This window comes from Enterococcus sp. 5B3_DIV0040 (genome assembly GCF_002140755.1).
GTDB classification, from domain to species: Bacteria; Bacillota; Bacilli; order Lactobacillales; family Enterococcaceae; genus Enterococcus_D; species Enterococcus_D casseliflavus.
On the sequence record NZ_NGLC01000002.1, the window covers coordinates 677,780 to 700,418 of the forward strand.

Below are 22,639 nucleotides of genomic sequence, written 5' to 3' on the forward strand. Positions count from 1 at the left end.
GCGATGACGAAAGTTTTATTTGTTTGTTTAGGTAATATTTGCCGTTCCCCCATGGCAGAAGCTATTTATAAAGCAGAAATAGCAAAACGCAAATTGGATTGGCAGATCGATTCGGCAGCGACCAGCTCATGGGAAGTCGGACATTCTGCTCATCCCGGAACCAAAAAAAGATTGCGTCAAGCAGGCTTATCCAGCGAGGGACTCATTTCACGGCAGATCACAGAAGCAGACTTTGCCAAATTTGACTGGATCATCGGTATGGATCAAAGCAATGTTGAAACACTTCAAGCGCTGGCACCTGCCGATACCACCGCAAAGATTCGTTCGTATTTGAGTGTTGTTCCTGGCAAAGAAACCGCGGAAGTACCAGATCCTTATTATACAGGAGATTTCGAAGAGACCTATCAACTGCTACAAGAAGGAATTCCTTTTTGGCTAGAGGTTATTTCTTCTGAAAAATAAGGCGTGTTCGCTTGTATTTTACCAAAAATTTGCTAAAATAGAACCATGGAAATGCGAACGTATGTGTGGTTTTTATAAACTGCTGCAACGCGCAGAAAGGAATGTCCAATGGAAAAGAAACCATCGCCCATCAAACAATTGGGCAAACTCATTGTGATGACATCCACAACGTTGCTGGATACCTTTTTCAGTGATGATGCTGACAAGAAGAATCAGTCTGAAAAAGTCAAAGAAATCCAGCGAACGCTGCAAGAGGCAGCCGCTGCCAAGCACCTGGTCGTGCTGCAAGTAAAAACAGAGAAATTGGGTGGTTTTGAAACCGTTACCGGTTGGATCGTCGGCAAAACGGTAGCAAAAGAACAAGTTGTCTTGAAATTACAAAGCGACCGTCAGCAGCTGCGGATTATTCCCCTGCATCATGTGCTGAAAGTTAGCACCTTGAATACAAAACCTGGCTTGTAGACAAGCCTGTGCATAGCAAAAAAACCGCTGCGTCATTAGACACAGCGGTTTTTTTATTGCTGGTTAAGCGTGCTTGTTTTTGACTTCTGCGAGTCGCCAAGCGGTCATCACAGCGATCAGTTCGTAAGGGATCGGCTGTGCAAAAGGAAACTGAACCGCCCCTTTACTGGTTTTGTAGGGTTGTAGGTCTTCTTGGAAGGCCGTGATCGCAGAAGGCGTGGGATAAAAGCCAAGATGCTGTTTGGCGCAGGCAAAATGCACGATAGTTTCTCCCTGATGATAGGTAGGCATTTGATAACTGATTTTTTCAACCGCTTCAGGTAAAACGGCTTTGATGGTTTGACGGACCTTTCTTAAAATCGCTTGTCGTTCTGCTGGAGCTGTTGCAATGTATTGGTCAACTGTCGTAATGGCTTTTGTCATAGGACACCTCCTGGCTTTAGTATACGGCAAACCCCGTAAGAAAAAAAGGAGCCTGTCAGTGGGTAGCTGACAGGCAAGGAGTAAAAATGAAAAGTGTTAGTTAGGGTTGTTTGTTGGGTTATGTATACTATACTGTCCAAATATGAATTTTTTGTGGAGAAAAGATTGGAAAGTGTTTAAGTTTGCTGGCTGCGAAAAGAAGCAAAAAAAGACCCGTCGGTGGGTGGCCGACGGGAAGGAGTTAAAAATGAAAAAGTGTTAGTTAGGGTTGTTTGTTGGTATACATAGAGTATACGAGATAAATATGAATATTTTGTGACAAATCTTTTCGGAAGTTCTTAAGAAACCGTAACGGTTTGATTACAGAGAAAGGTTCTTTTCATCAAAACGGTTTTTCAAGGTACGATACAAATCAATGTATTGCCGATCATCTGCCGCATAATCCCAAATATAACTCATTTTTTCTGGTTTGAGTTTTTTCATCAACTGATTGGAACTAACGATGACATCATAGTTTTCTTGCTGGTTTAGATCATAAGGTTCTGCTGCTACGAAGGTCAAGTCATGTAAGAATTGATTCAATCCTTGAACGACTAAGAAATTGTCTTCTAACGCAACCCCTACCCGTAAACGATTCGAATAACGGATTTGATCATAAAACGGCAGCAGGGCGTGGGTATACATCGTTGCCATCTGCTCTTGGTTTTCATCGTTGATATAGTCCACCGCGGATTCTTCGCGATAACTCGTTAAGAATTCATCGATTTTTTGCTGCAGCTGCTCTTCAGCAGACCCGCGATTGATCGATGGCGTCAGCAAGCGATAGATATTTGGAAACGGCTGACGGAAAACGTAGTTGCCGAAAGTCACATTGATTAAATTACCCACGACCAATGGCTCATCTAACAGGCCAGGTTGTGAAGCAAAGAAGGTTGCTTTCATCTCTGCTAACAAGTCTGCGACTAATGGATAAACTGGGTTTTGTTTGCTTGAAAAGAATTGCAAGGTTTGTTGCAACGCTTCTTCTTCAGGACTCAAATAGAATGGGAAGATTTGCGCCATCAAGTAAATAAACCCTGATTCGCCTTTTAATTGTTTGTCTGTCATTGAAACTTCAGGATCAACGACTTGTGTCAAACGCTCAAAATCGAAATATGGATTATTTTTCATTAGGAAATTATACCGCTTGTCGTATTTGGCAAAATTTCCTTTTTTGATTCGTAAAAGAATCAAGGCGGCGAAATACTTCAACTCTAATCGGCCAAGATAAGAATGAGTCATTGGGAAGTACTCCGTGAATCGATCCACCATTTTTTCTGTCTCACTCTCAGCGATCGCAAATGGCCATTCTATTCCACGAGTACCTAACCAAATGATATTGAATAGGGAGAGCCGCACAAGACGCTCATCGCCCACCAAGTTTGATTCAGTGTACGTAAAGCGAAGCTGAAATTGCTTCAAATGTTTTTTTAGATGTTCAAATTTGCGAGACACCGTTGAACGACTGACATCGTATTTTGCACAAAAATCCGTGATCGTAGGATGGTCTTCATTCAGCATGTAAAGAACATATAAGAACGGAACGCTTTTATTCAATAAATAGAAGCGGTATTCATCGATCGTTACCGCGATATTCTGAGGCTGTAATTTACCGCCACGACCGAGTATCGACATATGATCCGGAGTTAACTCAGTTAGATCTTGGTCGATCTCAGTCAACTCTATAAAAGCTTGTTGGTAGCTTAACTCCATTTCCTTTGCCAATTGTGCGATTGGGTGGCTAGGGTTTTGCAGAGTCAGCATACGCCGGAATATTTTAAATTTAATTAATGTTTGCGGGTCCATCATAAGTTCTTCATAAAACATAGGTATCCTCCTTTGTGGCTCTATTGTATCTTTTTTTTACGAAACTGTCAGTCTTTTTAATCAAAAAAATAGCCTACCCTTTAAAAAAAGGTAGGTTATTTTCATCTTTTTAACTAATTTAGGCTGAAACAGGGTCTTTTTTGAACCACGACCATAGCAAACCGATCAAAAATCCGATCGCAGCCGGTACGACCCACCCCATCCCGATTTGGAAGAAGGGCAGATATTCTGACGCAAAAGACAAGATTCCTTGCACGAAAGCGTTGTTGGTAATCAGTGCAGGACTTGCATTTAAACCGTCGATGATTGCAGCGATCAATGTGAAGTATGTCGTCATTCGATAGACACTGGCACGATGATGAAACAAGGGACTGATGATCGCCAACAAAATCAACGTGATCGCCAGTGGATAGATAAACATCAAGACTGGAATAGAAAACTCGATGATATTGGTCAAGCCGACATTGGCGAAGATCGCTGGCAAGATACTTGTCAAAGCGATAAAGAACCCGTAGCTTTGCTTGGGAAACAATCCAGCAAAGGTTTCGGAAAAAGCCGTGATCAAACCAATGGCAGTTTTTAAACAAGCGGAGATAACGATCAAAGCCAACAGCAGACTGCCGACAGTGCCAAGGTAATGGTTGGCGATTTGTGCTAAAGCGATCCCCCCGTTTTCGCTGATAGGAAATTGCCCTAGACTTTTGGTTCCCATATAAGAAAGTAAGGTATAGATGATCCCCATCAACACGATGCTGACAGAACCAGAAAGGATCGTGTCTTTTGCGACCGTCGTAGGTTTTTCAACCCCCATATTGCGAATCGTCGAGACGATGATGATCCCGAAGGCTAAAGATGCCAGCGCATCAAGGGTATTGTAACCGTTGGTGAAACCAGTAAAGAAAGCATCGCTTTGATAGCTAGGATAGATCGGCGCATCGCTGATGGTTCCTAGAGGTTGCCAAAAAGCAAAAAACAGCAAAACGCCTAGTAAGACCAGAAATAATGGATTCAAAAATTTCCCTACATAATCTAAGATTTTGCTTGGTTTACGAGAAAACCACCAGGCAGCGCCAAAGAAGAGGGCAGAAAACAACGCCAATAACCAAGTTTGCATGTCAGATGAAACATGGGGAGCGATCCCGATCTCATAAGAAGTGGTAGCCAACCGGGGCAAAGCAAAGAACGGCCCGATCACTAAATAAAGCAAAATCGTAAAAATAAGTGCGTAGCGTCGATTGATTCGAGAAGCTAATTCAAAAACACCGCTGCTCTGGGAAACCCCAATGGCGATCACCCCTAAAAACGGTAAGCCGATCCCTGTTACTAAAAAGCCAAGATTGGCCAAGCCGACATTCGCACCGGCTTCTTGTCCCATGTGGACTGGGAAAATCAGATTTCCCGCACCAAAGAAAAGACCAAAAAGCATTGATCCAACATACATATAATCCTTAAACTGTAACTTTTTTTCCATAAATGAAAGCTCCTATAATTCCTTAGTTTTAAAAAAAATAACAAAGTTTCTAACAAATAGCAATGGTTTTTTGTGATTTTTTGATAAATTCTGACAATTGTCGTTTAGAGAATAAAAAAACACTTAGCATTGAATTCTTCCAAGCGTACTTAAAAAGGACGAAAAAGCTCGGAAGAAGACCGCTAAGTGTTTCAAGACAGAAAATTAATTCAACACACGGGAAAGGAATTCTTTGGTGCGCTGTTCTTTTGGATGAATAAAGATATCTTCAGGAGTCCCTTGTTCGGCAATGACACCTTGATCCATAAAGATGACCCGATCAGACACTTCTTTGGCAAAGCCCATTTCGTGGGTAACGATCACCATCGTCAAGCCAGTATGAGCTAACGTATTCATGGTCTTCAACACTTCACCGACCATTTCTGGATCCAGTGCAGAAGTCGGCTCATCAAACAACATGACATCTGGATTCATCGATAAGGCACGGGCAATGGCTACCCGTTGTTTTTGTCCGCCTGAAAGCTGGGAAGGCTTGGCGTTGGCATATTGAGCCATACCGACTTGCTCTAGATTTTCTTTGGCAGTCGCTTCTGCTTCTTTGCGATCACGTTTCAAAACAGTGACTTGTCCCGTCACGCAGTTTTCTAATACATTCATATTGTTGAATAGGTTAAAGGATTGGAAAACCATTCCTAGATGCGTACGGTATTTCGGCAAGTCGTAGCCTTTTTCCAGCACATTTTCACCTAAGTAGATGATTTGCCCACTGGTTGGTTTTTCTAACAAGTTGATGCAGCGAAGAAGTGTGGATTTTCCTGAACCAGAAGAACCGATGATCGTGACAACTTCTCCTTTATTAACAGACAAACTGATGTCTTTTAAGACTTCGTTGTCGCCAAAACTCTTTTTTAAATGGTCAATTTCAATGATTGCTGACATGTTCTTCCTCCTTATTCGTTCGGGTTGATGTCTTCTAATTTGACATACGCACTGGGACCGTCCATTTTGCGTTCAACAAAGCGCAAGATCTGGGTGGCACTGATGGTCAAGACTAAGTAGATCACACCGATGATCGCAAATGTTTGGAAGTATTGGAAGTTCGTTCCAGCAGCTGATGTACCTTGGAAGAAGAGGTCCGCAACACTGATGACACTTAAGACGGCAGTATCTTTGATATTGATAATGATCTCATTTCCGGTAGCCGGTAAAATATTGCGCATTACTTGCGGCAACACGACTTTGATCATGGTTTGCCAATGGGTCATTCCGATGGCTTGAGCTGCTTCAAATTGACCGTCATCTACAGCAAAAATCCCTCCACGAACGATTTCAGACATGTAGGCACCCGTATTGATAGAAACGATCAGCACGGCTGCCAGCGTGCGATTCATGGAGACACCAAAGGCTAGAGCCGTTCCGTAGAAAATAACCATTGCCTGAACCATCATTGGGGTACCGCGGAAAACTTCGATATAGATGGTCAGCAGGCCGTTGACGATTCGTTGGAAGAAACGTCCTACTGGATTTTCTGAAAGCGGCAATGTCCGAAAGATACCGACTAAAAGACCGATGATCAATCCGATGATCGTTGAAAGGATCGCGATGAATAAGGTCAAGCCAGCGCCTCGTAAAAAGAGCATGCCGTAATCATCAATGATTTTTTTGAAATCAGCGATCAGGCCTTGATCCGCCGTTTCTCCGCTGGCATCTGCAGGCTGATCTAAGACTGCTTGATCCATCAGGGAAACCCGATCTTCTTCAGAGATTCCTGCAAGGATCTCATTGACTTTTTCAACATCGGGATCGCCTTTGCGCATCCCGACTGCTACTTGGACGTCTTCTGGATTGGTTTCAAAACCGGCCCCTTCATCGAACTCGACCATCTTCAGATCAGGATTTGCCCCGACGGCAGTGACGCCTTCTGGACGTTCGCTGACGTAACCGTCAATGATGCCCGAAGCTAAAGCAACGCGCATGGAGGAGAAGTCCCGCATGGCTTGTTCTTTTTGGACCTCAGGGATTTGATCAATGACCGTATAATGGAAGGTATTCAGCTGAGCAGTGATTTTTGCCCCCGAAAGATCGGCGAGGCTTTTGGCATCGGCGAATGCCCCATCTTTACGTACTACGACCACCAAGTCGGATTCATAGTAAGGATCGGTAAAATCAATTTGCTCGCGGCGTTCGGCCGTTGGTGACATACCAGCGATGACGGCATCGATAGTCCCCGCCTGTAAAGCTGGCGGCAGACCGTCCCATTGGGTTTTAACGATCACTAATTCCTTGCCTAAACCTTCAGCGATTCGTTTGGCGATCTGGACATCGTAACCGCCGGCAAACGCCGAGCCTTCTTCCCCAGAAATCGGCACGGCACCATTGGCGTCCGTCGTTTGCGTCCAGTTGAAGGGGGCATAGCCTGCCTCCATACCGACACGGAATTGTTCCGCAGGCGTTTGGTCATCCGCTTGCACGGTTAGGGGCAGCTGAATGAGGGTTAGACAGAGGGCGAAGACCGCCCAGATCCAATTATTTTTTTTCATTTTATCTCTTTCCTTTCACGAGTTGGACAAGCAGGTAAGGATGAAAAAGCAAAAAAACAGCCGTACTCCATGATTGGAAAACGGCTGTTGACAGGTCATCGTCGACAAACCTTTCACAAAACATAGCGCAACTTAGACAAGCTAAGACAGTCCGCAAATTGTTCATTTGCGGCCCAACAAAATCGATGCAAGCAAAACCGATCTTGTTTCGGCGATATTCCCTAGCTCTGCTGTAAACGTGTTGCTTCACTCAGCAGGATTAATGAACCTCGCGACCTCTACCTAAATGTTAAAGGGTACTCGTATTTAATTTGATTCTTCTCAGAGTTTAGAAGAAAAGCACCCAAATGTCAATTCTTTTTAACAAAAAAACGACCATTTCCCTATTTTTATCAAAGAGAAAGCGGATCGTTTTTACGAGTGTCTATTGGAACCCTTAAGCGACTTTTGCTTTTGGTTCACGGCCTAAAACAGCTTGGATGACTGTCAAGCCAAGCAATAAGCCAAGTGCTAGATAGATGAGGCTTGAGTATTGTGTAACGCCCCAATCTTGTCCTAAGGTACGGTAAACCACAAGGACGATGGCTTGAATGATTGCTGTGATGACATTTAAAAAGCCGAATGCCCATAAATTGCCATTTTCTTTACGTGCTAAATAGAAGATAGAGAAATATAAGCTGACTGCCAACCAACCGAAACTGATAATGATCATTGCCCAATAAATAATAGCTGCTACCAATGTATTTCACCTCACTTTGATTCGTGACTAGTTTACCACGTTTTTTGTTCCTTGTCATGAAGGAATCTCTTTCTTTGTGAGGCAAAAAACAAAGCGCAAAAGCAGTAATGAAAAGATCGTCTGCTACATTTGCTATTGGTGGGTTTGCTGAAAAAGGGATGATTTTTCTCACTAGGGCTATTTTCAGCTGTGTATAATAGAAATAAGTTGTTTTTTTGCAAAAAACTACGAGTTAAGAATCAATTAATAATTAGTTAATAGCTGATTTAGATCTGCTTGCTAGAATGATCACAGAAGCAAGCAAGGAGGAAGTAGAAATGGAAAATGTTCTTAAAATCAAAGGATTAAACAAGCGTTACGGCAAACAGCTGGCGCTGCATGATGTCGATCTAACGATCGCCAAAGGAGATATTTATGGATTGGTAGGGAGAAATGGTGCTGGGAAGACGACCTTACTAAAAGCGATCGTGCAGTTGATCCAACCCACCAGTGGCAGTCTGCAATTGTTTGGTGTTGAAGGCGGCAAAGCGTACATCCAGATGCTGAAACGGGTCGGTAATGTGATTGAGACTCCAGTCGCTTACGACCAATTGACGGCTGAACAAAATTTGAACTATTATTGCAAAATCAGCGGGGTGGTGGAACCTGATGCCGTTAGTAAGGCACTGGCGTTTGTTGGTTTGACCAATGTCGGCAACAAGAAATACCGTGATTTTTCTTTAGGGATGAAACAAAAACTGGGCTTAGCGATTGCTTTATTGAATCAGCCAGATTTTCTAATTTTAGATGAACCGATCAATGGCTTGGATCCTGTCGCGATCGTTGAATTTCGAGAGTTGCTTTTACGATTGAATCAAGAACGCGGCATGACGATTTTGATCTCCAGCCATATTTTAGAAGAGTTGTACTTAGTGGCTACACGCTTTGGGGTCATTAGTGAGGGGCGTCTGATCAAAGAGATGACCAAACACGAATTCGATCTGATGGCGAAACGGTTTATTCAATTAGAAGTCGATGATGTAGCCACAGCTAGCCGCTTACTGGACAGTCAGCTGATTTCTGAATATAAAGTTGTCAGTGACCACAAGATCCACATCTACCAAGAAAATGTATTGATTCGTGATCTAATCCGTCAATTGGTTTATGAAGGGATCGCTATCGACCAGATTTCTTTTGAAGGGGAAAACCTAGAGTCGTATTTCAAAGAGTTAGTGACAAGTGAAGGGGGAAATTAAGATGTTGAATTTTATTCGGGCAGATTTGTATCGTTTATCTAAAAGTAAAAGTTTTTGGATCACAGAAGGAATTATTTTATTGTTGGTGATTTTAGCGGTTGTTTCAAATGGTGACGTGGGAGTCACCCTGGGAGATAGTACGCAAACCACAGGCAGCCTTGCCGAAATGACGGGCTTTCTTGCGATCCAGACCAGCCTGTCTTCCATGCTATTGTATTATTCACTGCCGTTAGTGATGCAAGTTTTAGGGAGTGAGTACACGAAAGGGACGATGAAGAATATCATTACCGTCGGTGTTTCTAAACCCGCCTATCTCTTTGGAAAATTCTTGGTGTATGCGTTGGTACTTGTCTTGCAAATTTTGGCTATTTGCTTAGTGAGCTTTGTTGCGGGAACGATCATTGGCGGTACCGGCTTTGAAGACATCTCTCAGCTAGAAAACTTAGTGTATTATTTCGCTGGCTTTGTATTGATCTTACTGGCTACCTCATCCTTTGCCTTGTTGGTGTTGTATTTGACCAAAAATACAGCAGTCAGCGTGTTGGCGACGATCTTCATTCCGATGGGCTTTGCGATTGCACGTTTTTCTTTGCCAACCTGGAAATTCTTAGAATACTTGGATTTCCAAGGCGGATTAGAGATGGTGACTATGACCACTTTCAAAACGTGGGAAATGGTTCAACCAATTTTTGTCGGGAGTCTGATCAGTTTGTTGCTTTGTCTTTTGGCTGCACATCTGGTGTTTAAGAGACAAGAATTATAAAGAAAAGAAAAACGTCCAACAGGACCGACCGAAAAAGGTCAGACTGTTGGACGTTTTTGTCCGTGTAGCTAGTGTTTAATGGGACTTAGCAGACTGCTGCCAAGACAAAGTCAAACGAAACGTCTCTTCGGTTGTATCCAGTTGAATCTTCCCCTCTAATGCATGAGTCAATGCCGCAATGATATACAGACCAAGTCCAGCTTGCTGTTTGTGCCGTGAAAGGTCTTCCGTATAAAAGCGGTGAGTCAATTTTTCTGGGTGCTGGATCGGTGTCCTCAGCTGATTTTCCTGTTGGAAAACGATGCGATCTCCTTGTTGTTTCAAGCGGATCGTTCCCGTTTCATTGCCATGTTCCAGCAGATTACCAAGGACATTTTGAAAAATACGCTGCCAACTTTTTTTATCTGAAATGATCATGATATTGGGTTGGATCGCAACCGTCAGTGATAAATGGTTTTCCTCAAAAGAAGGATAGAGCTGGAGCAGTTCCTCCTCCAGCAAACGAGAAAGATCGAATTCTTCTAAGGTCAAAGCCAGTTGATTGTCTTTGAGGCGCTGATAGGTCAATAACTGTTCCAGATGATTTTCGACTTTTTCTAGGTTACTGCTGACTTTTTCCAACAACTGCAGCTGTTGGTTGTTGAGGGTCGTATCGGCTTGCAGCAGTTGTGTGTAGCCGCTGGCGACCGTTAAAGGTGTGCGCAAGTCGTGAGAGATATTTTGAATGGCTTGTTCCAACTGCTGATTTTCTTGCAGCATTTGATAGTGTTGCTGCTTATTTTTTCTAAGTATCTGATTGTTTAACAAGGCGATCGCTTTTAAAGCGGGTACGCGGGTCTGTAAATGGATCTCTTGATTTGTTTCGATTTCGCTGATTCTTGCTAATTGTTGGTGGTACTTTTTCAGATCATACAGTAAGAATAGCCAGTAACCGATCAATAAAGCAACGATCAAGGCAGCGAAAAACTGAAGTATATGCACGGGGTTCCTCCTTTTTAAGCTAACTTGATGCCGATGCCCCAGACAGTATCGATATACGCTTCCTCTGGATCGAGTGTTTTGATTTTGCTGCGTAAATGGCTGATATGGACATTGATCGTGTTTTCTTCACCGTAATAGGGTTCTTGCCAAACAGCTTCATAGAGCATTTCTTTCGTATAAACTTTTTTGGGGTTGGCTAAGAGCAGGGAAAAAATCTCAAACTCCTTTTTCTTCAACTGAACCGTTGCTTCTCCTCGTTGCAGCTGAAACGAGTCAGGCAACAGTTGAATGTTTTTATACGAGAGGCTGCTGGCAACAGGAGAGGCTTGTTTATTTGTGCGCAACTGAACAATGATACGGGCTTTTAATTCTTCGACATTGAAGGGTTTCGTTAAGTAATCATTGGCACCCGCCAGCAAAAGGGTGGAAACATCGGCTGGTTCATCTAAGGCAGTCAAGATAATGACGGGGACCGTGGAGGTTTGGCGAATCTCTTGCAAGACTTGTGTCCCATCTTTACCAGGGAGCATTCGATCTAGCAAAATCAAGTCGAAAGCATCTTGCTGAAAAAGTAGCAGACCTTCCGTGCCTGAATAGGCTTGCTGGACAGTATAGTCAGCTGCTAAAATAGTAGCCAACATTTCGCTGATCTCATTGTTGTCTTCGATAATCAAAATTTTCATCTGGTTTTCCCATTCTCCTTGCATTTGTTGCATCTATTATAAGCAATTCCGCACGAAAAAGCATTAGTTGCTTTTAAAAAAGAAAATGGCTGATTTTTCGCAAAAACGGTTCTTTTTCGGTTAGAATAAGAGAAAAGCCATAAAGGAAGTTAGAACGATGAAGGTATCTATTGAGCAAGCAATCGCAGCGGTCACCGCCGCATCATCCGTGACCTTTTTGACGGGGGCTGGTGTTTCGACCCCATCGGGTATTCCTGATTACCGTTCCTTAAAAGGGGTCTATCAAGGAGTGGCACAGCCAGAGTATTTGTTAAGCCATGACTGTTTAGAAGACGAACCGGAAACATTTTATCAGTTCGTCAAGCACCTCTACCATCCTCAAGCACAGCCTAATATCATTCATCAAAAAATGGCTGAGCTGCAAGCGAAGAAAACCGTCTGGGTCGTTTCGCAAAACATCGATGGCTTGCATGAAAAAGCAGGCAGTCACCAAAGAATCGATTTTCACGGCTCCTTGTACAACTGTTATTGCCGAAAATGCGGCAATCAGGTACCTTGGCAAGCGTATTTACAAGATTGGCACCATGCAGGGTGCGGTGGTCAGATTCGGCCAGCGATCGTGCTTTACGGGGAAGGATTTACTGATGAAACCATTGAAGGAGCCATTCAAGCCGTTGCTCAAGCCGACCTGACGGTGGTCGTGGGGACTTCGCTGCAAGTCTATCCTTTTGCAGGGCTAGTCGATTACAGCCAGCAGGTGTTGGTCATCAATAAGGAACCATTGGCGATCCCGAATGAATATGGCATGTTGACCGCAGCAGCCGAAACGTTTTTCCAGAAAATTGAATGAAGGAGTTTATGATATGACACAACGTACCGAAAAAGAGAAAATGATTGCTGGCGAATTGTACTTTTCCCCAGATCCAGAATTGGTGGCAGATCGAAAATATGCCCGTGAACAAATGAACCTGATCAACCAAGAAACTGATACAAAAATCAAAGAGCAGTTACTAAAAGAAACTTTCGGCTCTGTGACTGGTCGAATCTATATCGAACCGAATGTCCGCTTTGATTATGGCTACAATATTTCTGTCGGCAAAAACTTCTATGCTAACTACGACTGTGTGCTATTAGATGTTTGTCCAATTACCTTTGGTGACAACTGTATGCTGGCACCCAATGTTCGGTTGTTTACGGCGACTCATCCATTGCATCCGGTCAAACGAAATAGCGGCTTAGAATTAGGGGCACCGATCGTGATTGGCGATAACGCGTGGATCGGTGGTGCGGCCACGATTTTGCCAGGGGTCCGCTTAGGCAACAATGTCGTGGTAGGCGCTGGCAGTGTCGTTACCAAATCATTCCCCGACAATGTCGTGCTGGCGGGAAATCCAGCACGGGTCATCAAGACGATCGATTTAGAAGAAGAAAACAACCAGCAAGATCCCTTGGCTGTTCAGCGGGCAGCGATCGATGACATTGATTGGCAACTCACGCATCTTTTGGAAAAACGTATGAGCACGGTCAACGAAATCGTACAATTGAAGAAAAGCAGTCAATTGCCAGTATTAGATGAAAATCGTGAAGAGAAAGTGCTGGAAAACATTCGGCAGGCGATTTCTAATCAAGCCTATGAAGAAACGATTTTGGCTATGTTTCAATCAATTATGAACCACTCAAAAACCTATCAAGAGAATCAATTGGAGGAATGAGTATGGATGGAGGAACACGTCGAGAAAACATTTTAGCGGCATTGAAGCAAGCGGACAAAGCGATCAGTGCCAGCAAACTGGCAGAATCCCTCGGAGTCAGCCGTCAAATCATCGTTGGGGACATTGCCTTATTGCGAGCAGCTGGTGAAGCGATTGTGGCTACGGCTCGCGGCTATCGTCTGCAAGCGCTGTTGGATGAGGCAGGGCATGTAAGTAAGCTAGCGGTGCAGCATCGACCTGAACAAACGGAAGAAGAATTGCGCATCTTTGTCGCTTGTGGTGTGGAAGTGGTCGATGTCATCGTTGAGCATGAGATCTATGGAGAGATCACTGGCAATTTGCAGATTCAAACAGACCAAGACGTGACTGATTTCATCAATAAAACCAAACATGCAGAAGCCCGCTTGCTCTCAGATTTAACCAATGGGGTACACTTGCATACGTTGCGCTACACCGATCCTGCGGCTCTGGAAAAAGCCAAACAACAGTTAGCAGAAAAAGGCATGCTCTATCAAAATTGAGGCGTAAACCATTTTGGCAAGGACGCTTTGCGGAAGTCTTGGCAAATCCTCAGATGAAAAAATTGTGAGTAAGTGTATAATATTTACCCAGTAAATGAGAATTCGATGAGACGGATGAATCACTTCTTTTTAGCTAAAAAAATTAAATAACAAATTTTAGAAAGCTTCTAGTGTGGATGAACTAGGAGCTTTTTTGTTTGTTTAGGCGGAAAGAGGAGAAACCATGAAACAACTATTCGAAATGGTCGGTTTGAAGGTTCGATTCCTTGTAGTTGTATAGGAGCTAGAAATAGCTCCCAAGGTTAATTGATTGGTCCTCTTTCTAGATGATCAGTATAGTTTCCGCCAGATCATTATTGATGACTATACTGAGGCGCAGGCATTCAGATGTTTTGACATTGGCGAGTACGGGTTCGACTCCCGTTGCCTGCTTACAAAATTTTATGAGGTTTTTCTATTTCTCTTGGCAAAGAAGTAGAAAAATCTGGAAGGAGGCCATGACATGGCAGATATTACAGTGAACCAATTAACCACACAAACGTTTTATCAAATTCCGCAAATCTTTATGACACGGACAGAGCGAATCAAAAATAGTATGGGAAAAGTGATTAAAAAGATTCGTTATACGAGCGATTACGCACAATTATCCAATGATGCCAAATTGGCGTATGGGGCATTGTATAATCGCTGTCAGTTATCGATTCGTTCGTATGAATCTGGGAAACGAGAGTTTGTCGATGAACATGGTTCTGTGTTTTTGATTTTTACGGTAGAAGAATTGATGGAGTTTCTAGATAAATCGAATAAGACGATTACAAAAATCAAAACAGAATTAAAACAGAAAAAACTATTACGCGAAGAAAGACAAGGTCTAAATAAGCCCAATCGTTTGTATCTTCAATTAGTGGAAGCGGATCATCAAATTATTGAAGAATATGATTCAGAAAATCGATTGATCAAGCGGTTGGATTATCTTGGAAATGCCCTTCCTCTTCCAGAGGATAAAAAAAGTGATAATTCAGAAAAAACGGCTGAATCCCTTGGGGGACAAGGACGTGTAAATTTTACACGTGTAGAAAATACACGTCTGGAAGTGAAAAATTTACACACAAGTAATACTGAATTAAGTAATACTGAGAGTATTAACGATACAAATCGATACGAGAAACCAACAGAAATATCTCTTTCAGAAATTCCAGAAGCAGAGCTGCTCAAAATGGGGGATTATCCATTTTTGACGAAGCGAACCATTGAGCTGCTTTCTCATTTTGGGACAGATGCACAAAGATTGATTGATAAAATCTATACCGCAAAACGCAAAATAGAAAAAGAGTATGCGGATATTCTAGCGATCCATTATCGTGTCTTGCCTCGATTAAACGGAGAGCTTTGGGCACAAGATTTGGAACACGAAGTAGAGAAATTCATTTTTAAATATCGTACGAGTTGTCATGAAGGAAAACCGATTCAAGAACCATTTGCTTATTTTTATCGGATGATGACCCATTTCTGGAAATTGGTGTTGTTGGCAGAAAGCATTGTTTCTTTTTCTGAGATCGAACGTTTAAGACAAGAATGGTTATCAGGTGAACGGGCAGAACCAAGCGTGCTTCAAGCGATTTTCCCTGATAAATATACGTTGACGCAATTGGATAACGAATTGCTTTGTTTGCGCGAAACAGCAGTAAAACGTGGGGACAAGGAGGAAACCCGATGATGTATCAATCAACCAATCGGGCTTGTTACAATAGCTATTATGTGCCGTTTGAGACACTGGCCTATGCCAGCTGGCCGCCAACCTATGTGACGTGTGATTGCGGCAATTTTGAAGAAACCAAGCGCCTTCATTTCTCAGATGGCTCCATTGAGAAAATTCCTGTTGTTCGATTCTTTGAATGGCACAAACACCAAGGCAAATTTCGTGAATACTTAGTGATTCCTGAACCACCCACTCGAAAAAAGCGATACAACACGCAACGGTTTTACTTAGAGTGCTATGGGTTTGAGGAATTGTTGCCGAAGATCGCAACCATCTATGATTTGAATGGGTTCTTGATTGCCCAACGCAATCATCCGTATCAACCCTTTCATTGGGTCTGTCGAAGGACATTTTATCGGACAGACACCCAAGAATACTTGACCACCTATCAGCTGAAAAGGAGGCGAAAGAACCGATGGAAAAACAATCGAACATCCTAAAGAAACCAACGCCGCGAGTGAAAGAACAAGGGATTTTTCGTATGACGGATATTCAACGGCTGGGGGCAGAATGCCAGGGATTCCCCACGCTTGAGACAGTTCATTTGCCAGAAGGAAAAACCCGGATCGTTCGGCGAATGCGCACCTTTCGTATTGATGGCCGAAACGTCGTGGAATTTGCGGAATATCATGAGGGCACGGAGCGCAAGCGCTATGAGAAACAGACCCTACCGTTAAAAGCGATCTATCCAGAAATCAAGCGCGTAACGGATGCTTCTGGGAAAACAATCGCTCGCCGATTGAAACCGGATCGGCCGTTGCGTTGGGTGCTTCCGGCAGGACGTCAGAACGAACACTAAAAACTGAATACACCAATCAAACACATCCTGTTCTCTTTTTCGATGTACCTTAACATCTGATCGAAAGCCATTGGAGACTTGGAAAGTCCATGGAGAACTTAGCGAATCCAGTAGCACTTAGGGAATCTGCGGGTAAAGTTAGGGCATACGTGCTAGACCTTTTTTGAAACCAACGTCGGTTCTCTTTTACGCAGGCATAACAACAAATCGGTGCTTGTGAGTCCATGCTGGCAGGAGCTGGGGACGGAAATGAACGGAAACGTGAGGGTTTTCGGTAAACCATGGATGGCACAGGTGAGAAGATGGTCGGAACGATCAGCGATAGCGCCTTATCTAATCAGAACCGCTACTAAGGGGATAAGGTTACGTACATTTATGAAATAGGAAATCAGATCTTCAGTAATGAGGAGATCACTTAGAAAAAAGTTTTTTAACAGACTTTTTTCTAAGCGTATGCGGGGAGTACATGTAGGCACTTGCCAGGACCCGATTGTTTCAATCGGCGAGCATTTACCGTTGTCTGCTAGGGTTCTGGATCCGGACGCCATAATCCAGTCGAATGCCCGTTAGGGTAGATCGAAGAAGAGAACACCCACGAATGGTGGACATAGGAACGAACAACTGACTGCGAAAAAAATGAGCTTGTAAGGGAGACAAGAAGTAGATGGAAAACAGAACAACGGAGAGACAGAAAGCCTTTCGACCAAAGAGACCCGTAAAACGAATGCCAAACCAGCGAGAGCTTTTGGAACGAAAGAAAGGACAGCTAGTCAAAGTCGCCTTTCTAGATGGGAAAATGGTGACGGGTACCTTGCTTGAAATTGGTAAATATGAATGCTTGTTGGCAGTGAAAGAAAAAGAACAGCCTGTGATCGTGTATAAGCATGCGATTAAGTACCTTTACTAAGAAATGAGGAGGCGAGAAGCATGGAACAACCAAAAAGCGAGCGCCAGCCAAAATATCGGTTGACAGAAGAAACCAAGCGCTACCAACACCGGACACTTTATCGCATTCAAGCCTGTCGAGCGTTTGGCACCGTGAAAGCAGGCGAATACGGCGGTTGGATAGAGAAACAGGAAAATCTCTCACACGAGGGCACTTGTTGGGTTTCTGACGAAGCGATTGTTTGTGATGATGCCTGGGTTCATGGCAATGCCCAGATTCAAAAATGGGCAAAGGTTCGCGACAAAGCGGAAGTGTATGGCGAGAGTATCGTGACGGATTTTGCGTTGATTAGCGAACAGGCCCGATTGACCCAACATGCGGAAGTCTTCGATCATGGGAAAGTCAAAGGCTGTGCGGTGATCAGTGATTTTGCGCGAATTCAAGACTATGCGGAAATCTCTGACCAAGCGTGGGTCTATCAATATGCGACCGTTGGTGGCTGGGAACAAATCGGTGGTCGGGAACGGATTATTAGTAATAGTCGAAATAAGGAACACTTTCAACGCAAACTGCAGTTTTGGACAGAAAGCCAAGGTTTTTTTGATCACTAAACACGTGTTTGGTTCATTGTCTTTCGATCTGTTGCCCCGTGCGAGTGTCGGGCTCCTCCTCCAGTGTTTTTCACTTTCTTTTTTCGCTGGGGTTCAATTAGACACCATCCGACACTCGTAGGAGCCAACAGATCAGGAGGTTAGAAAAAATAGTTGAAGGGATTGAAGATCTCTAAAAATAATTCGATAAACCAATCTTTCACGTTTTCCCGGAACGATTCTTTTTTTACAACAAAACGATATACACTGATCAGGCTTGCGACGATCAGGCAAAGAAGGGGATACAAGATAAGAAATACAGGAATGATCAATAGGATTTCTTTTATCTTTTCCATAACTAAGCTCCTTTATCTAGTAATCATGTAAAGTATAGCAGGGAAAGCGGATAATCGCATGACATTCTTGTAAGAAGAATAAATCGTTGAAAGAAGTAATAAACGAAGGAGCGAAAGGACATGACTGTTGTAGAAAAAAGCTCGGATACGATTGCCAAAATAATCAGAGAAAACGCGGATACGATCAGTGAAAAAGAAATGCTTTTAGCAGAACTAATAAATGATGAATTGTTGAGAGAAGACATACCCTTTAATCAAAAGTTACAAATTATCAAACGAGTGATGGAATTGGTTGAAATCCAAGAGCCTCTTACAAAAGAAGAACGATTCAAAATTGTTTGGGAGTATAAAAACTTGTTTTCAATCCAGACAATTAACTTAGATACAGGTAAATCGGAAATCGCTTGGAAAAAAGAGGAATTAGAGCGTTACTGCAACATGCACGAAGTAACGATGGAAGAATTTATTCACTGGAAACTCGGAAGAGCATTCGTTAATGAATAATAGAAAGTGTCGAATGAAGGAGGAATCGCACAGTTGGAATCGTTTAAAATCAATTTAGTAAGGCGTGACACGGTAAAAGTGGCGTTTGATCCAGAATAGTTCAATGAAGAATGATTTGAGGAGTTTCGGCAGTTCTTTTATGATTTCTTCACGTTGGAAGATTGTGCGGAACACATTGCATACAATGTCGTACACAATAACGCCACCTTCATTGAGGGATTTGGGATTCCCCTACGGAATGGCGAACGTCCTTATTGGATCAAAGACGAGGAAGAAGTCAATGAACATCTCAATGTGATCTACAACTCCTATGAGACTGATGTAGATTTTGAGTAATTCCACCATTCATAAAAAATAGTCGGCAAATGAGGAGGGGGACTTAATGAGTCTGAAAGAATTGGAAAACATTGAAGCGTTTAAACATGGCGACATTGTTCGGGTTGTCTCTCATGAAGAAAACTGTGGGATAGACAAAGGGAATTTCAAAGCAATCGTGGTCGATTCGAAAGAGGATGGCTTGATACTTGTACCTGAAAAATTTGAAGCACATGTGTTTAGTGCAGTCGAAAAAGGTGCTTATTGGGAAATAGGTGTCGAGTGGTTGCTTGAAAATGATGTAGAGGTGTATTTGCTTTATCGCTTTGACCAATTGGTGGAGGAACGTTGGGGAAGCTCTACAAAATAAAGTGAAACACGAAAGACAGAAAGCGTCGAAGGAGGAAAGTCGATGGGGTATGTCGTAAAAGCCATGTGTTATTTAGATCCCGAGGGCAATGGCTGCGCCAGTCAAGCAGAGGCTTTTCAGTATGAATCAAAAGCACTGGCGGACTTAGCCGCAGAGGTCTGTGAGGGTCAGGTGATCGAAGTGCGAACACCTACCAGTAAGCAACAAAAAAGAAAAGCCAATCAAGCGTGGATGAGGGAACCGTCATGAATAAAAAAGAGCGAAAACAATTTGATCGAACAAAAGGCATGCGTTGTCCCTTGCCAAAGCACTGGCGTCAAGGACCAAGTCCGAAATCAACGAACAGCTGTCACGGTTGGGTCGCGGAAATGGATCGAGGGCTTACGGATGGTCAGTATGCCGTATTGGTTCGAACGGTTGAAACGGAACCCTATGGACCTGTTTTGCATGCGGCAATTAGAAATCGAGAAAATACAGAGATTTCCTGGTGTGAAAAGCAGCGGATCAAAAATGAACTTTTTGGGGAAGAACGAGAAGCCATTGAATGTTTCCCAAAAGAAAGCGAGCTGATCGATGAGGCGAATATGTATCATTTATGGGTTTTCCCACCGGGGATAGGACTTCCTTTTGGATTGATTGAGAAAAACGTAATGGCGGAAAAGAGGGGAGGGACGTAAATGAAACGACAAGAAATTATTGCGTTTTATGTCGATAATGACTATGACTTTGTATTGACACAAAATGAAACGAGAATGCCTGCTTTTCGCCTACAAATTCTATTGGCGAAAGCAGGGGTGCTGAAAATTCAAGATAAAATCAATTATGGGACAAAAGCGCAAAAACTTGGTGGATTAGCAGAACAACGGTTTCATGAACTTGTTCCGAAAGCGATCGATGCCAATAAATTATTCAAGAAAAATTATCCAGGCTATGATTTTGTCGTGGGCAATTTGACGATTGATGTGAAATTTAGTTCGATTTATAGCAGAAAAAATACTGAATACGAATACTGGGGAGTTAAAACAAGTGGCTGTCAGGATTGTCTCGTTGTTTTTCTTGAACGAAATGCTGGTGATGAAATGAATGATCCATACATTTTATTTATCCCGATGTCGTTTATTGATGAGGGACAAAGGAATATTCATATTAGCCGAAATGGCGTATGGCTTAAGGAATTTGCGGTTTATCCCGATGAGTTAGCTAGAATCATTGATGACTATGCGGAATTGAAAGGAAGTGGGGATATTGCCTAGAAATACATTAGCAGATTTGAATAACCACTTGTTTGAACAATTGGAACGCTTGAATGATGAGGAATTGCAAGGTGAAGAACTAGAAAGAGAGATCAAACGCTCTCAGAGCATTTCGGCGATCAGCGATAAAATTATAGACAATGCCAATCTTCAATTAAAGGCAGTGAAAGTAGCACAAGAATATGGTGTTGCATTGAAAGAACTTCCTGAAAATATAGGGTTAGAATAAGAATCATGGCTGGAGGAATCATTTTTTTAGATGGTAATTGGAAAAACCGTTCACCAGAAAATTTATTCTATGTGACAACGGAAGAACTTCGGTTGTTTTATCGGCAACGGCAAGAAAAATTATCGATAGATTATACGAAAGCTGTTATCTTGCGAAATCGATTGAACAACGAAATCAAGAAGAAACAGGGGAGATAGAACCATGAGCCAAGTGGTCTATGGATTGGTGTTAGGTGGTACGTGTTTGTTGGTGTGGGGATTGTTTCGTTTGTTGGATTTGTTGATTCATTGGCTGGTGTCAACGGTTTGGTTGATACTAGAGAAACGCCAGAAGAGGGTGGATGTCAATAAAAAAAGACTGTCGTGAAAGGATAAACGACAGTCCCTGAGCTAGATTGTTTAGGGTTAGTGGGTATCCATGAAACTGATGATATGAAAAACTAGCTCATAGGTAGTATACAACAGAAAATAACGAAAAAGAAAGAGAAAACAAATGGTTGGTTGACTGGTGCGAGTGTTTCAAAACTCCTTGTAGAAACAATGGATCAAAGACTTTTAGAAAACTTTTCGCTAAAAACTTCCAACATAAATTCTTGACAAAAAATCGACGTGCAGTGAACACTCGTACCGGTCAGTCAATCAAAAAAGAAAGAAGGTAGAAAAGAAGATGAATAAAGAAGTGAATGGTTGTGTGGTGTTTGAAAAACAGGGGAATGATTTGTCGGTAAGTGGGAATTTAAGCGTAGCTGATGCCTTAACGCTATCGATTGTTTGTATTGTTTCTCTGGCCAAGACTTCTGGGATTTCACTGGCATGTATTCACCAAACGGTAGATCAGATTGATCAGCACTTGGAGCTAGAGGAGTGTGAACAGGAGTGGTGAGTGAAGAAATCTTAGCTACAAAGAAAAACCACCAGCTAAAGAAGCTGGCAAGAAAAGCATTATTTGAATTAACCGACGAAGAATATCATCCGAATTGGTTCAATGATCCGCAAGCAATCAAACGCCGGGATCGATTACTGGTGATTTTAGGTACGCCGATCGATCCGGTTCGAAAACCGGGAGAAACAAAAGAAGCGTTTCAACAACGAGCATGTCAATATTTCTTTGATGTGCGCCCAGGATTAGAAAAGCAAGTCGTTTTTGACTTGCTTGCAGGACAGACACTCAAGCAGGTATCTGAAGCCTATCAAGTCCCTTTATCGAGACTGAGGTATCTACGAAAAAAGTATCATTTGTTTCCTAAGCAGGCAACGAATACCAGTTAGAAAAAAATAAGCAAAAAAGCATATCACGTTGAAACTCACTTTGGCTTCTGTTGCTGTGAATGTTTCGATTGTCCGTATTAGAGCGTATGAAAATGAAATGAGGTGGAAAAATGTCTGATTTTGCGATACATTGGACGATGCGTCTGTTTATTGTCATGGTGATTGTGATTTGTCTACATGATGGTCTTCGCACGTTCTACTTAACCAGAGGGCGAACCCTTTTCGTTGGAATGATTGGCGCAGCGTTGATTTGTTGTTTTTTAGATTTCCCATATCTTTTGGCAGAAGTAAGGGAAATGATTAGCGAAATGACTGGTTTTTCTTACTAAAAGAGTTGATAAACAAACGAAGAACCTTAAACAAACGAAGGTTCTTGGAAACAAGGAGACTGATTATTTTTGATTATTAGTTTTGTTGTTTGGTTATTATTCGCATTTATGGCAGTTGTTGGC

At 42.6% G+C, this 22,639-nt stretch carries 33 protein-coding genes and 1 riboswitch; of the genes, 24 read left to right on the top strand and 9 right to left on the bottom strand.

The window, feature by feature from the left end:
* The first annotated feature begins 3 nt into the window (after positions 1-3).
* Together A5883_RS15575 and A5883_RS15580 are read left to right on the top strand one after the other, a co-directional pair.
* Positions 4-462 (top strand): low molecular weight protein-tyrosine-phosphatase, encoded by a 459-nt coding sequence (locus A5883_RS15575; RefSeq protein ID WP_074535364.1) that lies wholly within the window; start codon positions 4-6, stop codon positions 460-462.
* A gap of 108 nt (positions 463-570) precedes the next feature.
* The gene (locus A5883_RS15580; RefSeq protein WP_005227192.1) at positions 571-924 is read left to right on the top strand and encodes a hypothetical protein; all 354 of its coding nucleotides are present in this window, start codon (positions 571-573) and stop codon (positions 922-924) included.
* A gap of 63 nt (positions 925-987) precedes the next feature.
* Here the strand turns inward: A5883_RS15580 and A5883_RS15585 are convergent, their stop codons facing one another.
* The 6 genes from A5883_RS15585 to A5883_RS15615 form a co-directional block, all read right to left on the bottom strand.
* Positions 988-1,347 carry an iron chaperone gene (locus tag A5883_RS15585; protein WP_034868967.1) on the bottom strand — a complete coding sequence of 120 codons (360 nt, stop codon included), beginning with the start codon at positions 1,345-1,347 and terminating at the stop codon, positions 988-990.
* Positions 1,348-1,707: 360 nt separating this feature from the next.
* Positions 1,708-3,213, bottom strand: a complete 1,506-nt coding sequence (locus A5883_RS15590; RefSeq protein ID WP_005227194.1) for a helix-turn-helix domain-containing protein — start codon at positions 3,211-3,213, stop codon at positions 1,708-1,710.
* 118 nt (positions 3,214-3,331) lie between these two features.
* Positions 3,332-4,684 carry a branched-chain amino acid transport system II carrier protein gene (gene brnQ / locus A5883_RS15595; RefSeq protein ID WP_086338985.1) on the bottom strand — a complete coding sequence of 451 codons (1,353 nt, stop codon included), beginning with the start codon at positions 4,682-4,684 and terminating at the stop codon, positions 3,332-3,334.
* 204 nt (positions 4,685-4,888) lie between these two features.
* Positions 4,889-5,623 carry an amino acid ABC transporter ATP-binding protein gene (locus A5883_RS15600; RefSeq protein ID WP_005227196.1) on the bottom strand — a complete coding sequence of 245 codons (735 nt, stop codon included), beginning with the start codon at positions 5,621-5,623 and terminating at the stop codon, positions 4,889-4,891.
* An 11-nt stretch (positions 5,624-5,634) separates the two neighbouring features.
* A complete protein-coding gene (locus A5883_RS15605; protein ID WP_086338986.1) occupies positions 5,635-7,224 on the bottom strand; it encodes an ABC transporter permease subunit in 1,590 nt (529 codons plus the stop codon).
* A gap of 115 nt (positions 7,225-7,339) precedes the next feature.
* Positions 7,340-7,513: riboswitch (Lysine riboswitch) on the bottom strand.
* A 147-nt stretch (positions 7,514-7,660) separates the two neighbouring features.
* Positions 7,661-7,963 carry a hypothetical protein gene (locus A5883_RS15615; RefSeq protein WP_005227198.1) on the bottom strand — a complete coding sequence of 101 codons (303 nt, stop codon included), beginning with the start codon at positions 7,961-7,963 and terminating at the stop codon, positions 7,661-7,663.
* 317 nt (positions 7,964-8,280) lie between these two features.
* On the opposite strand from A5883_RS15615, the gene A5883_RS15620 reads away from it, so the two are divergent.
* Together A5883_RS15620 and A5883_RS15625 are read left to right on the top strand one after the other, a co-directional pair.
* Entirely contained in the window at positions 8,281-9,198 is a 918-nt protein-coding gene (locus A5883_RS15620; RefSeq protein ID WP_010748672.1) for an ABC transporter ATP-binding protein, read from the top strand.
* 1 nt (position 9,199) lies between these two features.
* Entirely contained in the window at positions 9,200-9,961 is a 762-nt protein-coding gene (locus tag A5883_RS15625) for an ABC transporter permease (protein ID WP_010748673.1), read from the top strand.
* Positions 9,962-10,036: 75 nt separating this feature from the next.
* Here A5883_RS15625 and A5883_RS15630 read toward each other — a convergent pair whose 3' ends face one another.
* Complete coding sequence (locus A5883_RS15630) at positions 10,037-10,942, bottom strand: sensor histidine kinase (protein ID WP_005227201.1); 906 nt, start codon at positions 10,940-10,942, stop codon at positions 10,037-10,039.
* Positions 10,943-10,956: 14 nt separating this feature from the next.
* On the bottom strand, positions 10,957-11,625 hold the full coding sequence (locus tag A5883_RS15635) for a response regulator transcription factor (protein WP_086338988.1): 669 nt from the start codon (positions 11,623-11,625) through the stop codon (positions 10,957-10,959).
* A 157-nt stretch (positions 11,626-11,782) separates the two neighbouring features.
* Between A5883_RS15635 and A5883_RS15640 the strand changes: the two genes are divergently transcribed.
* The 8 genes from A5883_RS15640 (at position 11,783) to A5883_RS15675 (ending at position 17,913) form a co-directional block, all read left to right on the top strand.
* The gene (locus tag A5883_RS15640) at positions 11,783-12,475 is read left to right on the top strand and encodes an NAD-dependent protein deacylase (RefSeq protein ID WP_086338989.1); all 693 of its coding nucleotides are present in this window, start codon (positions 11,783-11,785) and stop codon (positions 12,473-12,475) included.
* A 13-nt stretch (positions 12,476-12,488) separates the two neighbouring features.
* Positions 12,489-13,337 carry a chorismate mutase gene (locus A5883_RS15645; protein WP_005227205.1) on the top strand — a complete coding sequence of 283 codons (849 nt, stop codon included), beginning with the start codon at positions 12,489-12,491 and terminating at the stop codon, positions 13,335-13,337.
* Positions 13,334-13,858, top strand: a complete 525-nt coding sequence (locus A5883_RS15650) for a transcription repressor NadR (protein WP_005227206.1) — start codon at positions 13,334-13,336, stop codon at positions 13,856-13,858. The genes A5883_RS15645 and A5883_RS15650 overlap by 4 nt, the downstream gene beginning before the upstream one ends.
* Before the next feature lie 502 nt (positions 13,859-14,360).
* A complete protein-coding gene (locus A5883_RS15655; protein WP_086338990.1) occupies positions 14,361-15,575 on the top strand; it encodes a replication initiator protein A in 1,215 nt (404 codons plus the stop codon).
* Positions 15,572-16,057 carry a hypothetical protein gene (locus A5883_RS15660; RefSeq protein WP_086338991.1) on the top strand — a complete coding sequence of 162 codons (486 nt, stop codon included), beginning with the start codon at positions 15,572-15,574 and terminating at the stop codon, positions 16,055-16,057. The genes A5883_RS15655 and A5883_RS15660 overlap by 4 nt, the downstream gene beginning before the upstream one ends.
* Complete coding sequence (locus A5883_RS15665) at positions 16,033-16,416, top strand: hypothetical protein (RefSeq protein ID WP_086338992.1); 384 nt, start codon at positions 16,033-16,035, stop codon at positions 16,414-16,416. The genes A5883_RS15660 and A5883_RS15665 overlap by 25 nt, the downstream gene beginning before the upstream one ends.
* Before the next feature lie 664 nt (positions 16,417-17,080).
* Positions 17,081-17,323, top strand: coding sequence for a hypothetical protein (locus tag A5883_RS15670; RefSeq protein ID WP_254907879.1), 243 nt, complete (start codon positions 17,081-17,083; stop codon positions 17,321-17,323).
* Positions 17,324-17,343: 20 nt separating this feature from the next.
* Positions 17,344-17,913 carry a hypothetical protein gene (locus A5883_RS15675; RefSeq protein WP_086338994.1) on the top strand — a complete coding sequence of 190 codons (570 nt, stop codon included), beginning with the start codon at positions 17,344-17,346 and terminating at the stop codon, positions 17,911-17,913.
* 140 nt (positions 17,914-18,053) lie between these two features.
* On the opposite strand, the gene A5883_RS15680 is transcribed toward A5883_RS15675, so the two are convergent.
* The gene (locus A5883_RS15680; protein WP_086337807.1) at positions 18,054-18,248 is read right to left on the bottom strand and encodes a hypothetical protein; all 195 of its coding nucleotides are present in this window, start codon (positions 18,246-18,248) and stop codon (positions 18,054-18,056) included.
* A gap of 120 nt (positions 18,249-18,368) precedes the next feature.
* Here A5883_RS15680 and A5883_RS15685 point away from each other — a divergent pair, with 120 nt between their 5' ends.
* The 12 genes from A5883_RS15685 to A5883_RS15735 all read left to right on the top strand — a co-directional run bounded on the left by A5883_RS15685 (position 18,369) and on the right by A5883_RS15735 (position 22,516).
* Entirely contained in the window at positions 18,369-18,752 is a 384-nt protein-coding gene (locus tag A5883_RS15685) for a hypothetical protein (protein ID WP_086338995.1), read from the top strand.
* 153 nt (positions 18,753-18,905) lie between these two features.
* Positions 18,906-19,088, top strand: coding sequence for a hypothetical protein (locus A5883_RS19565; RefSeq protein ID WP_254907880.1), 183 nt, complete (start codon positions 18,906-18,908; stop codon positions 19,086-19,088).
* Positions 19,089-19,134: 46 nt separating this feature from the next.
* Positions 19,135-19,437 (top strand): hypothetical protein, encoded by a 303-nt coding sequence (locus A5883_RS15695; RefSeq protein ID WP_086338996.1) that lies wholly within the window; start codon positions 19,135-19,137, stop codon positions 19,435-19,437.
* Positions 19,438-19,479: 42 nt separating this feature from the next.
* Positions 19,480-19,686 (top strand): hypothetical protein, encoded by a 207-nt coding sequence (locus A5883_RS15700; RefSeq protein WP_086338997.1) that lies wholly within the window; start codon positions 19,480-19,482, stop codon positions 19,684-19,686.
* Positions 19,683-20,114, top strand: a complete 432-nt coding sequence (locus A5883_RS15705; RefSeq protein ID WP_254907808.1) for a DUF7694 domain-containing protein — start codon at positions 19,683-19,685, stop codon at positions 20,112-20,114. Before A5883_RS15700 ends, A5883_RS15705 begins: the two co-directional genes overlap by 4 nt.
* A complete protein-coding gene (locus tag A5883_RS15710) occupies positions 20,115-20,690 on the top strand; it encodes a hypothetical protein (protein ID WP_086338998.1) in 576 nt (191 codons plus the stop codon).
* Positions 20,683-20,919 carry a hypothetical protein gene (locus A5883_RS15715; protein WP_441316246.1) on the top strand — a complete coding sequence of 79 codons (237 nt, stop codon included), beginning with the start codon at positions 20,683-20,685 and terminating at the stop codon, positions 20,917-20,919. The genes A5883_RS15710 and A5883_RS15715 overlap by 8 nt, the downstream gene beginning before the upstream one ends.
* A 5-nt stretch (positions 20,920-20,924) precedes the next feature.
* Entirely contained in the window at positions 20,925-21,116 is a 192-nt protein-coding gene (locus A5883_RS15720) for a hypothetical protein (RefSeq protein ID WP_086337810.1), read from the top strand.
* 4 nt (positions 21,117-21,120) lie between these two features.
* On the top strand, positions 21,121-21,285 hold the full coding sequence (locus A5883_RS19275; protein ID WP_176324015.1) for a hypothetical protein: 165 nt from the start codon (positions 21,121-21,123) through the stop codon (positions 21,283-21,285).
* A 300-nt stretch (positions 21,286-21,585) separates the two neighbouring features.
* Complete coding sequence (locus A5883_RS15725) at positions 21,586-21,801, top strand: hypothetical protein (protein WP_086338999.1); 216 nt, start codon at positions 21,586-21,588, stop codon at positions 21,799-21,801.
* Positions 21,798-22,187, top strand: a complete 390-nt coding sequence (locus tag A5883_RS15730; protein ID WP_141108425.1) for a hypothetical protein — start codon at positions 21,798-21,800, stop codon at positions 22,185-22,187. The genes A5883_RS15725 and A5883_RS15730 overlap by 4 nt, the downstream gene beginning before the upstream one ends.
* A 110-nt stretch (positions 22,188-22,297) precedes the next feature.
* On the top strand, positions 22,298-22,516 hold the full coding sequence (locus tag A5883_RS15735) for a hypothetical protein (protein ID WP_086339001.1): 219 nt from the start codon (positions 22,298-22,300) through the stop codon (positions 22,514-22,516).
* The last annotated feature ends 123 nt before the right edge of the window (positions 22,517-22,639 follow it).

Bases quoted from the DNA above. Each gene is read 5' to 3' on its own strand.
- A5883_RS15575 (WP_074535364.1), top strand. From the start codon at position 4: ATGACGAAAGTTTTATTTGTTTGTTTAGGTAATATTTGCCGTTCCCCC.
- A5883_RS15580 (WP_005227192.1), top strand. From the start codon at position 571: ATGGAAAAGAAACCATCGCCCATCAAACAATTGGGCAAACTCATTGTG.
- A5883_RS15585 (WP_034868967.1), bottom strand. From the start codon at position 1,347: ATGACAAAAGCCATTACGACAGTTGACCAATACATTGCAACAGCTCCA.
- A5883_RS15590 (WP_005227194.1), bottom strand. From the start codon at position 3,213: ATGTTTTATGAAGAACTTATGATGGACCCGCAAACATTAATTAAATTT.
- brnQ (WP_086338985.1), bottom strand. From the start codon at position 4,684: ATGGAAAAAAAGTTACAGTTTAAGGATTATATGTATGTTGGATCAATG.
- A5883_RS15600 (WP_005227196.1), bottom strand. From the start codon at position 5,623: ATGTCAGCAATCATTGAAATTGACCATTTAAAAAAGAGTTTTGGCGAC.
- A5883_RS15605 (WP_086338986.1), bottom strand. From the start codon at position 7,224: ATGAAAAAAAATAATTGGATCTGGGCGGTCTTCGCCCTCTGTCTAACC.
- A5883_RS15620 (WP_010748672.1), top strand. From the start codon at position 8,281: ATGGAAAATGTTCTTAAAATCAAAGGATTAAACAAGCGTTACGGCAAA.
- A5883_RS15625 (WP_010748673.1), top strand. From the start codon at position 9,200: ATGTTGAATTTTATTCGGGCAGATTTGTATCGTTTATCTAAAAGTAAA.
- A5883_RS15635 (WP_086338988.1), bottom strand. From the start codon at position 11,625: ATGAAAATTTTGATTATCGAAGACAACAATGAGATCAGCGAAATGTTG.
- A5883_RS15640 (WP_086338989.1), top strand. From the start codon at position 11,783: ATGAAGGTATCTATTGAGCAAGCAATCGCAGCGGTCACCGCCGCATCA.
- A5883_RS15645 (WP_005227205.1), top strand. From the start codon at position 12,489: ATGACACAACGTACCGAAAAAGAGAAAATGATTGCTGGCGAATTGTAC.
- A5883_RS15650 (WP_005227206.1), top strand. From the start codon at position 13,334: ATGAGTATGGATGGAGGAACACGTCGAGAAAACATTTTAGCGGCATTG.
- A5883_RS15655 (WP_086338990.1), top strand. From the start codon at position 14,361: ATGGCAGATATTACAGTGAACCAATTAACCACACAAACGTTTTATCAA.
- A5883_RS15660 (WP_086338991.1), top strand. From the start codon at position 15,572: ATGATGTATCAATCAACCAATCGGGCTTGTTACAATAGCTATTATGTG.
- A5883_RS15665 (WP_086338992.1), top strand. From the start codon at position 16,033: ATGGAAAAACAATCGAACATCCTAAAGAAACCAACGCCGCGAGTGAAA.
- A5883_RS15670 (WP_254907879.1), top strand. From the start codon at position 17,081: ATGGAAAACAGAACAACGGAGAGACAGAAAGCCTTTCGACCAAAGAGA.
- A5883_RS15675 (WP_086338994.1), top strand. From the start codon at position 17,344: ATGGAACAACCAAAAAGCGAGCGCCAGCCAAAATATCGGTTGACAGAA.
- A5883_RS15680 (WP_086337807.1), bottom strand. From the start codon at position 18,248: ATGGAAAAGATAAAAGAAATCCTATTGATCATTCCTGTATTTCTTATC.
- A5883_RS15685 (WP_086338995.1), top strand. From the start codon at position 18,369: ATGACTGTTGTAGAAAAAAGCTCGGATACGATTGCCAAAATAATCAGA.
- A5883_RS15695 (WP_086338996.1), top strand. From the start codon at position 19,135: ATGAGTCTGAAAGAATTGGAAAACATTGAAGCGTTTAAACATGGCGAC.
- A5883_RS15700 (WP_086338997.1), top strand. From the start codon at position 19,480: ATGGGGTATGTCGTAAAAGCCATGTGTTATTTAGATCCCGAGGGCAAT.
- A5883_RS15705 (WP_254907808.1), top strand. From the start codon at position 19,683: ATGAATAAAAAAGAGCGAAAACAATTTGATCGAACAAAAGGCATGCGT.
- A5883_RS15710 (WP_086338998.1), top strand. From the start codon at position 20,115: ATGAAACGACAAGAAATTATTGCGTTTTATGTCGATAATGACTATGAC.
- A5883_RS15720 (WP_086337810.1), top strand. From the start codon at position 20,925: ATGGCTGGAGGAATCATTTTTTTAGATGGTAATTGGAAAAACCGTTCA.
- A5883_RS19275 (WP_176324015.1), top strand. From the start codon at position 21,121: ATGAGCCAAGTGGTCTATGGATTGGTGTTAGGTGGTACGTGTTTGTTG.
- A5883_RS15725 (WP_086338999.1), top strand. From the start codon at position 21,586: ATGAATAAAGAAGTGAATGGTTGTGTGGTGTTTGAAAAACAGGGGAAT.
- A5883_RS15735 (WP_086339001.1), top strand. From the start codon at position 22,298: ATGTCTGATTTTGCGATACATTGGACGATGCGTCTGTTTATTGTCATG.